Origin of the sequence: Mesorhizobium sp. M7A.F.Ca.CA.002.15.2.1, assembly GCF_003998715.1 — a bacterium.
Lineage (GTDB): Bacteria > Pseudomonadota > Alphaproteobacteria > Rhizobiales > Rhizobiaceae > Mesorhizobium > Mesorhizobium ciceri.
Genome location: NZ_RZPI01000111.1, coordinates 1 through 10,997 on the forward strand (window position 1 = coordinate 1; position 10,997 = coordinate 10,997).

General features: G+C 63.6%; 9 protein-coding genes. 5 read left to right on the plus strand and 4 right to left on the minus strand.

From position 1 onward, the window contains the following. Nucleotides 1–990, plus strand: a 990-nt coding sequence (locus ENZ74_RS09345; protein WP_164760979.1) for an Mrp/NBP35 family ATP-binding protein, incomplete at its 5' end; no start/stop codon positions are given. Between the two features lie 27 nt (nucleotides 991–1,017). On the opposite strand, the gene ENZ74_RS09350 is transcribed toward ENZ74_RS09345, so the two are convergent. After that, the gene (locus tag ENZ74_RS09350) at nucleotides 1,018–1,470 is read right to left on the minus strand and encodes a carbon monoxide dehydrogenase subunit G (RefSeq protein WP_013528005.1); all 453 of its coding nucleotides are present in this window, start codon (nucleotides 1,468–1,470) and stop codon (nucleotides 1,018–1,020) included. Between the two features lie 146 nt (nucleotides 1,471–1,616). Here ENZ74_RS09350 and ENZ74_RS09355 point away from each other — a divergent pair, with 146 nt between their 5' ends. The 4 genes from ENZ74_RS09355 (at nucleotide 1,617) to ENZ74_RS09370 (ending at nucleotide 6,304) form a co-directional block, all read left to right on the plus strand. Then, nucleotides 1,617–3,422, plus strand: a complete 1,806-nt coding sequence (locus ENZ74_RS09355; RefSeq protein ID WP_013528004.1) for an IlvD/Edd family dehydratase — start codon at nucleotides 1,617–1,619, stop codon at nucleotides 3,420–3,422. Between the two features lie 215 nt (nucleotides 3,423–3,637). Then, nucleotides 3,638–4,456, plus strand: coding sequence for a chromate resistance protein ChrB domain-containing protein (locus tag ENZ74_RS09360; protein WP_063169929.1), 819 nt, complete (start codon nucleotides 3,638–3,640; stop codon nucleotides 4,454–4,456). Next, a complete protein-coding gene (chrA, locus tag ENZ74_RS09365) occupies nucleotides 4,453–5,841 on the plus strand; it encodes a chromate efflux transporter (protein WP_063169930.1) in 1,389 nt (462 codons plus the stop codon). The genes ENZ74_RS09360 and chrA overlap by 4 nt, the downstream gene beginning before the upstream one ends. Nucleotides 5,842–5,905: 64 nt before the next feature. Beyond that, nucleotides 5,906–6,304: a hypothetical protein gene (locus ENZ74_RS09370; protein ID WP_082826722.1), complete on the plus strand. Its 399-nt coding sequence runs from the start codon at nucleotides 5,906–5,908 to the stop codon at nucleotides 6,302–6,304. Between the two features lie 146 nt (nucleotides 6,305–6,450). On the opposite strand, the gene ENZ74_RS09375 is transcribed toward ENZ74_RS09370, so the two are convergent. From ENZ74_RS09375 to ENZ74_RS09385, 3 genes are all read right to left on the minus strand, one after another. Then, nucleotides 6,451–7,680, minus strand: coding sequence for an aromatic ring-hydroxylating dioxygenase subunit alpha (locus ENZ74_RS09375; RefSeq protein ID WP_063169932.1), 1,230 nt, complete (start codon nucleotides 7,678–7,680; stop codon nucleotides 6,451–6,453). A 62-nt stretch (nucleotides 7,681–7,742) separates the two neighbouring features. Further along, nucleotides 7,743–9,332 (minus strand): trimethylamine methyltransferase family protein, encoded by a 1,590-nt coding sequence (locus tag ENZ74_RS09380; protein ID WP_027161820.1) that lies wholly within the window; start codon nucleotides 9,330–9,332, stop codon nucleotides 7,743–7,745. 192 nt (nucleotides 9,333–9,524) lie between these two features. After that, a partial coding sequence (locus ENZ74_RS09385) for a PLP-dependent aminotransferase family protein (RefSeq protein WP_206522270.1) occupies nucleotides 9,525–10,997 on the minus strand: 1,473 nt, incomplete at its 5' end.

A 10,997-nucleotide genomic window follows, 5' to 3' on the forward strand; every position in this document is an offset into this window, starting at 1 on the left:
GTCAAGGCGATCCCCGGTGTCGCCGGCGCCGTCGTCGCGCTGACGGCGGAGAAGAGGGGCGGCGGCATGGAGGCGCCGGTTCCATCGCGCCCCGCACCCAGGCCCGTTCCGCCGGCTGCGCCCGCTGCCGCCGCGCCGCGTGCGGCTCCGCACGCGCCGGCCTCGCACAGCTCGGGCAAGCGTGGCGTGCCCGGTATCGAAGCGATCATTGCCGTTGCTTCCGGCAAAGGCGGCGTCGGCAAGTCGACCACCGCCGTCAACATCGCGCTCGGCCTCGCCGCCAACGGCCTGCGCGTCGGCGTGCTCGATGCCGACATCTACGGCCCGTCCATGCCAAGGCTGCTCAACATCCACGGCCGGCCGCAGACCGTCGACGGCAAGATCCTGAAACCGATGGAGAATTACGGCCTGAAGGTGATGTCGATGGGTTTCCTCGTCGACGAGGAAACGCCGATGATCTGGCGTGGCCCGATGGTGATGTCGGCACTGACGCAGATGCTGCGTGAAGTCGAATGGGGTCGGCTCGACGTGCTCGTCGTCGACATGCCGCCCGGCACCGGCGACGCGCAACTGACCATGGCCCAACAGGTGCCGCTGGCTGGCGCCGTCATCGTCTCGACGCCGCAGGACCTGGCCCTGATCGACGCGCGAAAAGGCCTCAACATGTTCAAGAAGGTCGACGTGCCGCTGCTCGGCATCGTCGAGAACATGAGCTATTTCATCGCCCCGGACACCGGCAAGCGCTACGACATCTTCGGTCATGGCGGGGCGCGGCGCGAGGCCGAGCGCCTTGGCGTCACCTTCCTCGGCGAGGTGCCACTCGAGATGGGCATTCGCGAAAGCTCGGATGCCGGCACGCCGGTTGTCGTCTCCAAGCCCGACGGCGCCGAGGCGAAAATCTACCGCGACATCGCCTCGAAGGTCTGGGACCGGGTTAACGAAGAGCGTGGTGCTGCGGCAGCGGCGGTGCCGAGTATTGTTTTCGAGTAGCTTGTTCGGTAGCCGCCGCTCTGCAGCCTAGGCCGCGCCGACCTTCTCGCCGAAGCTGGAAAAAAACTGTCCGGCCAGTTTCTTCGAGGTCGATTCGATCAGCCGGCTGCCGAGTTGGGCGATCTTGCCGCCGACATCGGCCTTGGCCGCGTAGTTCAATATCGTGGCGTCGGGTCCATCTGCCGTCAGCGTCACGTCGGCGCCACCCTTGGCGAAGCCTGCAATGCCGCCCTTGCCTTCGCCCTGGATGGTGTAGGAGTGCGGCGGCTTCAGGTTCTTCAGCGTCACTTCGCCGTTGAACGTCGCCTTGATCGGTCCGATCTTCACCACCACGGTTGCCGCCATCTCGGTCGGCGACTTCATCTCCAGGCTCTGGCAACCGGGAATGGTCGCCTTCAAGACCTCGGGATCGTTCAGCGCTTCCCACACTTTTTGCAGCGGTGCGGCAATGCGCTCCTCGCCTTCGATCACCAAAGCCATGAAAACCTCCCGGACAAGACTGTCCGAACCCGTAACGCACGGCTTGGTGCGTGTCTATCGCACCAAAGTCCGGTTGCGACCGCACGCCCTCTTGCCTGCTCCCGCGCGTTGCCATATCGATTTGTCTTACAAATACGGAGACCATGATGGCAGGCGCCCCCACCCATAAGAAAAAATTTCGCTCGCAGGAGTGGTTCGACAATCCCGACAATCCGGGCATGACGGCTCTCTATCTCGAGCGCTATCTCAATTACGGCCTGACGCGCGCCGAACTGATGTCCGGCAAGCCGCTGATCGGCATCGCCCAGACCGGCTCGGATCTGTCGCCCTGCAACCGTCATCATATCGAACTGGCCAAGCGTGTGCGCGAAGGCATCGTCTCGATGGGCGGTATTCCGTTCGAGTTCCCCTGCCATCCGATCCAGGAGACCGGCAAGCGCCCGACCGCAGCGCTCGACCGCAACCTTGCCTATCTCAGCCTGGTCGAGGTGCTTTACGGCTACCCGCTCGATGGCGTCGTGCTGACCATCGGTTGCGACAAGACGACGCCGGCGCTGCTGATGGCAGCGGCCACCGTCAACATTCCGGCGATCGCGCTGTCGGTCGGGCCGATGCTCAATGGCTGGCACAAGGGCAAGCGCACCGGCTCCGGTACCATCGTCTGGGAATCACGCCAGCGCCTGTCGGCCGGCGAGATCGATTATGACGAGTTCATGGACATCGTCGCCTCGTCGGCGCCGTCCACCGGCTATTGCAACACCATGGGCACCGCCACCACGATGAACTCGCTGGCCGAGGCGCTTGGCATGCAGTTGCCGGGCTCGGCCGCCATTCCCGCGCCCTACCGCGAGCGTGGCCAGATTTCCTATGAGACCGGAAAACGCATCGTCGAGATGGTGCATGAGGATCTGAAGCCGTCCGACATCATGACGAGAGAGGCTTTCGAGAACGCCATCGTCGTCAATTCGGCCATTGGCGGCTCGACCAACGCGCCGATCCACCTCAATGCCATCGCCCGCCACCTTGGTGTCAAGCTCGACAATGACGACTGGCAGACGGTCGGCCTCAATGTGCCGCTGCTGGTCAATTTGCAGCCGACGGGCGAATATCTTGGCGAGGACTACCATCATGCCGGCGGCGTGCCGGCGGTCATTGCCGAACTGATGAAGGGCGACCTGTTGCCGCATCCCGGCGCACGCACCGTCAACGGCAAGTCGATCGGCGAGAATAGCGAGGGCGTCGCCAACGAAAACCCCGACGTCATCCGCTCTGTCGCCAAGCCGCTGAAGGCCAATGCCGGCTTCATCAACCTCAGGGGCAATCTGTTCGATTCGGCGATCATGAAGACCAGCGGCATCTCGCCCGAGTTTCGCGAGCGCTATCTGTCCAATCCTAGGGATCCCGAGGCTTTCGAAGGCAACGCCATGGTTTTCGACGGGCCGGAGGATTACCACGCCCGCATCGACGACCCGGCGCAAGGCATCGACGAACACACCATCCTGTTCATGCGCGGCGCCGGCCCGGTCGGCTATCCCGGCGGTGCCGAGGTCGTCAACATGCAGCCGCCGGCCTATCTCATCAAGAAGGGCATCCACGCGCTCGCCTGCATCGGGGACGGCCGCCAGTCGGGCACGTCGGGTTCGCCGTCGATCCTCAACGCCTCGCCGGAAGCGGCGATCGGCGGCGGACTGGCGCTGCTCAAGACGGGCGACCGGGTCCGCATCGACTTGCGCAAGGGCACGGCCGACATCCTCGTCACCGACGACGAGATCACCCGGCGCCGCGCCGAACTGCAGAACAATGGCGGCTTCCACTATCCCGAGCACCAGACGCCCTGGCAGGAGATCCAGCGCGGTATGGTCGCGCAGTTTTCGGAGGGAATGGTGCTGAAGCCGGCGGTGAAATACCAGGATGTCGCGCACACCAGCGGTGTCCCCAGGGACAATCATTGATTCTGGATCGACGGATGGCGGCTTGATCAAATCAGGCCGCCGTCGGTTTTCCGGTCAGCGTGTTGCATCGCGGCCGGGTAGGTCGAGAACGGCCACCGTCCTTGACAAGCGCGCCCAACAAATCCACCATCATGACAAGGGGTGCATCGCGACGACCCCGTGAGGCGTCAGCCCAACGTTCGCGTCCAAGCTTCTCTTTTCAGGAGGTGGACGCCATGCCGTCAACAACCGCTATCACCGTACCGCAATTGTCCCGGCTCATAGGTCTGCCGGGCGCCCCAGTCGTTGTCGATGTTCGCATAGATGAAGATTTCGACGCCGATCCGCGGCTGTTGCCGGCGTCGTGCCGTCGCGATTTCAAAACCGTTTCAACCTGGGCGGCCACGTTCGCCGGCAAGCCGGTGGCCGTCGTTTGCCAGAGGGGGCAAAAGCTCTCGCAAGGCGTGGCCGCATGGCTGCGCCATGAGGGGATATCAGCTGAATCTCTCGAAGGCGGGTTTGAGGCCTGGCGCGATGCCGGAGGGCTTTTGGCCCGCACCGCCAAGATGTCGCCACGCAATGAAAAGGGCGCCAACGTCTGGGTGACGCGATCGCGCCCGAAGGTCGACCGCATCGCTTGCCCGTGGCTGATCCGGCGTTTCGTCGACCCCGACGCGGTGTTCCTGTTCGTCGAACCCGCTGAAGTGTTGGCTGTTGCCGACCGCTTTCAGGCCGTGCCGTTCGACATCGACAATGTGTTTTGGAGCCATCGCGGCGAGCGCTGCACCTTCGACACGATGATCGAGGAGTTCGGGCTGGAATCCGCGGCGCTCGATCGCCTCGCTGCAATCGTGCGGGCGGCCGACACTGCAAGCCTTGACCTGGTGCCTCAGGCGGCCGGCTTTCTGGCTGCCTCGCTTGGTCTGTCGCGTATGTACCGCGACGATCTGGAACAACTGGAAGCAGGCATGCTGCTCTACGACGCGTTCTTCCGCTGGTGTCGCGACGCCACCGAAGAAACGCACAACTGGCCGGCTGCGGGTAAGCCGTCGTGACCGCTCTTGTCCCGGACAATAAGGCGGGAACCGTCCCGGTGCCGGCTGCACCGACCTTCACCGAGGCCGTGAAGGTCTGGGCGAAAATCGGATTGCTCAGCTTTGGCGGTCCGGCCGGGCAGATCGCGCTGATGCACAAGGAACTGGTCGAGGAGCGGCGCTGGATCGGTGAGCGGCGTTTCCTGCACGCGCTGAACTACTGCATGCTGCTGCCTGGCCCGGAAGCCCAGCAACTCGCCATCTACATCGGTTGGCTGCTGCACAGGACGGCCGGCGGCCTTGTCGCCGGCATCCTGTTCGTCTTGCCGGGCGCGCTCGTCATGCTCGCCTTGAGCAGCCTCTACGTCCTCTATGGCGACGTGCCGCTTGTCGCGGCGCTGTTTTTCGGGGTCAAGGCGGCTGTGCTTGCCATTGTCGTCGAGGCGGTGGTCCGGATCAGCCGGCGTGCCCTCAAGAACCGGGTCATGGTGTCGATCGCGGTCGCGGCGTTCATCGCCATCTATGCGTTGAATGTGCCCTTTCCGCTCATCGTCCTGCTAGCCGGCCTGACGGGATGGCTGGGGGATCGCATTGCTCCCGCCCTGTTTTTCGGCTCGGCCCATGGCAAGGACGATGTTGCCGACTTCAAGGGAGCGGTCGACCTGATGTTCGAGCGTGGCGAACTGGCCCATGTCAAACCGACCAGATGGCATGCACCGCGCACCGTCGCGATCTGGCTGCCGCTCTGGCTCGGGCCTGTTCTTTTGATCTGGTGGTTCACCGGCTCTGCAAGCGTCTGGACCGAGATAGGCCGGTTCTTCAGTCTCATGGCTGTCGTCACCTTCGGTGGCGCCTATGCGGTCCTCGCTTATGTCGCACAGGCAGCCGTCCAGTCCTTCGGCTGGCTGGTGCCGGGTGAAATGGTCGATGGCCTTGGGCTCGCCGAAACCACGCCAGGGCCGCTCATCCTGGTGCTGCAGTTCGTCGGCTTCATCGCCGCGTTCCGCCATTCCGGCTCGCTGGACCCGTTGGTTGCCGGATCGCTGGGGGCTTTGCTCACTCTGTGGGTGACGTTCACGCCTTGCTTCTTCTGGATATTCCTCGGTGCGCCCTACATCGAGGCCTTGCGCGGCAACAAGGCACTGTCGGCCGCACTGGGCGCGATCACCGCCGCCGTTGTCGGGGTAATTATGAATCTGGCCCTATGGTTTGCCTTGCACGTCATCTTCCGTGAGGTGCACGCAACGGGCCTTGGCATGAACGTGCCGGTGCCTTCGTCGATCGACTGGCGCGCGGCCTTGCTTTCCGTGGCCGCCATGGTCGCCATCCTGAAGCTGAAAGTCGGCATGCTGCCGACACTCGCGCTATCCGCCCTTGCAGGGATCTTGCTGGCGGCGGCTGGTTAGACAGCACCGCCTTTGCAATCCGCTTGCCCACCACCTAAGTGGGCTGGAAATGGAAGGAAACATCATGGCCGGACGGCGATCTTCCCTCGGCTTCCTCGGAGTGTTCGGCCGTTCGGGCGACTTGAGGCAGCTCGACGATGCATTGCGCGGCGCCGATCTGCATCCAGCCCTTGTGCCGGAGGGCGTGAAGCTTACCCTCGTCAATCTCATGAAGGATCGCTGGCCCGACGAGCCGCCACCGGGCACCTATGCGTCGGTGGCACAATTATGCAGCTATTGCATCGCGGGTCCCGAAACCTTCGAGCAAGCCAATGGCCATGAGCGGACGCTGGGAGCCGAGCGCCGCATCGAGGCGGCGCTTGAAGCCGGTGACAGCCTCGACGCGCAGATCGTGCTGATGACGCTGCATGCCAAGCTCATCAACCCCGAAGTCGTCGACCGATACGGGCTCAGCGCGGAATGACGCGAAAGGCAAGATCTGCCTGATTCTCCTAGAGCAATTCTAGGAAAAGTGTGAGCGGTTTTCCGTCTAGAATTGCGTCAAAACAAAGAGTTAGAGCAGATCGCCGTTTCCGTGAAACGGTGAATGCTCTAAGGCAGCCGAGCCGTTCAGGCCCGGCTGATCTCCTCGAGATACCAGCCGATGTAGCGCAGTTCGTTGTATTCCATCGGCGCGATAGGTCCGGGCACGAAATAGTGCGAGCGCACGCCGCGCGCGGTGTGCTCGATGATCTTCTTGTCCTCTTCGGTGGTGATCTTCCACAGCCAGGTCAGCTTCTCCAGATCGTAATCCTGGCCCTCGACCGCGTCGCCGCGCACCAGCCAGATCAGCTCCATCTCGCAGGTGCCAGCCGTTTTCGGGATGAAGCGGTAGATCATGCCGTGATCGGGATAGCATACGAGGAAGGTCGTGCCGCCGAGATGGATGGAAGTGACGCCACCGTCATAGTCGGAGAAGCGTCCCATCAGCGGGGCCACCGGCGATCCATCCTGGCTGCCGCTCGAAACGCCGTCATAGAGCGCATAGCGGAAGGTGTGGATTGCTTCCTGGCCGGCCGCCGAGTTCTGCCAGCGGTTGGCGCTGCCGATCTCGATGCCGAGCGCGCAGGTGCGTTGCTCCATCGCCGCATTGAGCTGCTCGATCATTTCTGCCGGCTTTTCCAGCGCATGCGTCTGCGAATATTCCGGATGCGCCGGCCCGCAATGGTAACATTCGACATAGTTCTCGACGGCGAGCTTCCAGTTGGCGTCGAGCGGATAGGACTGACGATACGCAACCTTGGCGTCGCCCCAGCCATACTGGCCGCAGCTCGTTCGCAGCGACTGTTCGATCGGATCGAAATCGAGCGGCGTCTCGGCGAAGGAAATGAAGACCAGACCGGATGCGACGCGGACATGAAGCTTCTTCAGCCCGTGCGCCGTGCGGTCGAAATCCTTTGGCATCAGGCGGGCAGCGCGCAACGATCCGTCATTGGAATAGGCCCAGGCGTGGTAGGGGCACACGAACATCTTCGCGTTGCCCTTCTGCTTGGTGCAGACCTCGGCGCCGCGGTGGCGACAGACGTTGAGCATGGCATGCACGGTGCCATCCATGCCGCGTGTCAGGATGACCGCCTCGTCGCCCAGTTTGAACAGCTCGAAATCGCCGGGGTTCGGGATAACGCTGGCGTGGGCCAGGCAATGCCAGTGGCGGCGAAAGACCCGTTCCATGTCGCGCTCGAAGATCGCCGGGTCATGATAGAAGGCACGCACCAGGCCGTGGCCTGGCCGATGAGATGCCACCAGCCGATCGATCGCGTCGCCGTCGGTGGGGGCTTGCTGGATAGGATGCACACTCATTTGTCGTTCTGCCCGATGGTTGGTCGTGTATGGCTGTATGGCTGCACGAGACTTGTCTCCGGTCAGCCGCCCATATGCGTGCGCGGCAGGTGGATCAGGTTGCCGAAACGGGCACGCAATCTGTCGTCGACCTGTTTTGGCACATGGCGCGGAAATCGTTCGGCAAGAATGCGCTTCTTCTCGGTGATCGCACGCAGCAATATATCAGGCCGGCCTTTTTCGTTCCATTCCTTCGGCGAGGAACGATCGCCGAGGGCAGGATAGAAGTGCTCGGTCTGCATCAGCTTGAGCGTTTGTTCGTTGTCGAGATAGTGGCCTGGACCCTTGAGGCAGACCTCCGCGATGCTGTCGATCGACAGGGCCTCGTCAGTCACGTCGATGCCACGCGCGCAGCCCAGGCAATGACCGAGCATGTCGTTGTCGATGACCAGGCTCTCCAGGCAGAAGCCGAGCAGCGAGGCATGCATGCCGGCCGCCTCATAGACGAGGTTGAGGCCGGAGAGGCCGGCCATCACATTGGTGATGCCCTTTTCGTAGCCGGACTGAATATCGGGCAATTTCGAATCCGTCATGCCGGCGGCGGAGCCACCGGGCAGGTCGTAGAATTGCGCCATCTGGGCACAGGCCGCCGTTGCCACCGACTGCTCGGCCGACCCGCCGGCCATGGCGCCGGTGCGCAGGTCGGACATGAACGGCCATGCGCCGAAGATCGCCGGATGGCCGGGCTTGAGCGCGTTGACATAGACCAGGCCGGCCAGCACTTCGGCCACTGCCTGCACGACGGCGCCGGCCATCGCGGCGGGTGCCGTCGTGCCCGACTGGCCGGTCGACAGCAGCAGGATCGGGATGCCGCCTTCGACGCAGGCCTCGAGCACGCCGCAGGCATCCTCGGCGAACCTCATCGGCGGCACGACGAATGAATTGGAGTTGGAAACGAATGGCCGGGCGCGGAAATTCTCCTCGCCTCCGGCGATGGCGTACAGCATTTCAAGTGCAGGCTTCACGTTCTCACGCACCGTGAAGGATGTTCCGACGTGCTTCGATGTTCCCATCACACAGGCATAAAGCGTGTTGAAATCCATCTCGAGCGGATCGGCGATGTCGCGCGCCACCATCGGCCGCTGGAAGAAATGAATGTTGTCCAGCCCGTCGACGATGCGGGCGGCATCATAAATATCCTGCAGCTTGGATTCGCGGTACTCACGCTTCTCCAGATCCACCAGGTGCACGGCGATGCCTGCCGTGCCGTAGTGCACGCGCTTGCCCTGGACCACCATGTCGTGCCTGGGGTCCTGGCCATGAAGCGTGAAATGTCGTGCCGCCCGCTTGATGGTGTCGAGCACGAGCGCGCGCGGAAAGCGGACCCGGCCATCGTCGCCATGGATCGCCCCCACCTTGGTCAGCACCTTTATGCAGGAAGGAATGGCGTTGGCGAAACCCACTGTCTCCAGAAGCGTCAGCACGCCTTCGTGGATACGCTCGCGGTCATCCCCGCGAAGCGGCCCGTAGCCGCCGCCCTCGATGGCCTTGTGCTGTGGTCTGGCATCCTCCACCAGGGGAGATGATCGCATGGCATGTCCTGTTTCGCGAAGACCGGAGCGTTGTGGACGACGGTTCGCCGGCGTGTCCTGCTGTTCGACAGCCACTGGCATGGAAGCACTCCAACTTCGTCGGCAGGAACTCGTGGCGGTTGGTCCACCATCGGCCTGCTTCTTCCCCTGATGACGCCGACTATGCCGCCGGCACTGGCCCATCCTATGGGCCAGCTGGCTCAGTTCCATGTGCCAGAACTAAAATACCGGAGCCGCTGCGAGCGGCTCCGGTCACGAGAGGTCGATGATGGATCAGGCGGCCGCGGGTCTGCGTCCGGCGGCCGTGGCCAGTTCGCGGATGCCTGGCTCGATGTGCTGTAGCGCGATCGACGAGATGCCCAGCCGCATGAAACGCGAAGGCTTTTCAGTGCGATCGAAGAAGCGGTCGCCTGGCTCGATGATGACGCTGCGCGAGGCCGCTGCCTCGGCAAGCCCGCGCGAATCGGTGCCGCGCGGCCCTTCGAGCCACAGCGACGTACCGCCGGCCGAATCGGTCGAGCGCCATTCCGGCAGGAAGGCGGAAATCGCATGGACCAGCCGCTTGCGCCGCTCGTCGAAGGCTGACGACAGCCGCCGCACCAGCGCCTCGTGGTGGCCGAGCGACAGGAACAGTGCGACGGCGCGCTGATTGTTGGCCGGCGGATGACGCAGCATGAAGCGGCGCAGCGCCCGGAGCTCCGCGATCAGTCCGGCAGACGCCACGATGTAGCCGAGCCGCAGGCCGGGAGCCAGCGTCTTGGACATCGAGCCGACATAGACCACGCGGCCGGAACGATCGAGGCTCTTCAGCGCTTGCTGCGGTGCCTCGTCGAGAAGCTGGCTGTCATAGCCGTCCTCGATGATGATCTGGTTGTAGCGGTTGGCGCGCGCCAGAAGATCCTGCCGCCGTTCCGCCGACAACGGCACCATGGTCGGGCAATGATGGCTGGGCGTGACGAAGACGAAGCCGGAATCATTGGGAATAGAAGCAGTTACGATGCCGGACTGGTCGACCGGCACCGGCTGTATCTCTGCGCCCGCAAGGCGGAAGATCGAGCGCGCGTCGGGGTAACCGGGGTCCTCCATCGCCACCTTGGAGCCCTTGGACATCAGCAGCGTCGCCAGCATGTAGAGCGCGTTCTGGGCGCCCAGCGTGACGATGATCTCGTCGGGATTGGCGAAGATGCCGCGCCGGGGCAGGAGCCGCGCCTGGATCTGCTCGATCAGCAGCGGATCGTCACGGTCGACCATATCGGATGCCCAGTTGCGGATTTCCAGCACGGCAAGCGCCATGCGGTTGCACTCGCGCCATTCAGCGGTCGGGAACAGCGCCGGGTCGAACTGCCCGTAGACGAAAGGATAGGACGACTTGATCCAGTTCTCGTGCTTGGCCGGCGGCGGCATGTCGCTTGCGGCGATCTTGCGGCGTGCCTTCCAGTCGATCTCATTGGCCTGGTCGGGCGCCTTCTGGTGCGGCTTGGCCGGTGTCGCCAGCACATCGGGATTGACGAAATGGCCACGCCGCTCGCGCGCCACCAGGAAACCCTGGTCGACGAGCTGCTGGAACGCCAGCACCACGGTTCCGCGCGCGACGCCGAGTTTTTCGGCCAGGATGCGGCAGGAAGGGAGCGGCATCGAAGCGGCGATCTGGCGGTCGAGAATGGCGGCTACGATGGCCTGGCGGATCTGCGCCTGCAGGGTTTGGCCGGATTCGGCCGAAATCCGGAACAGGCCGGACCATATCGA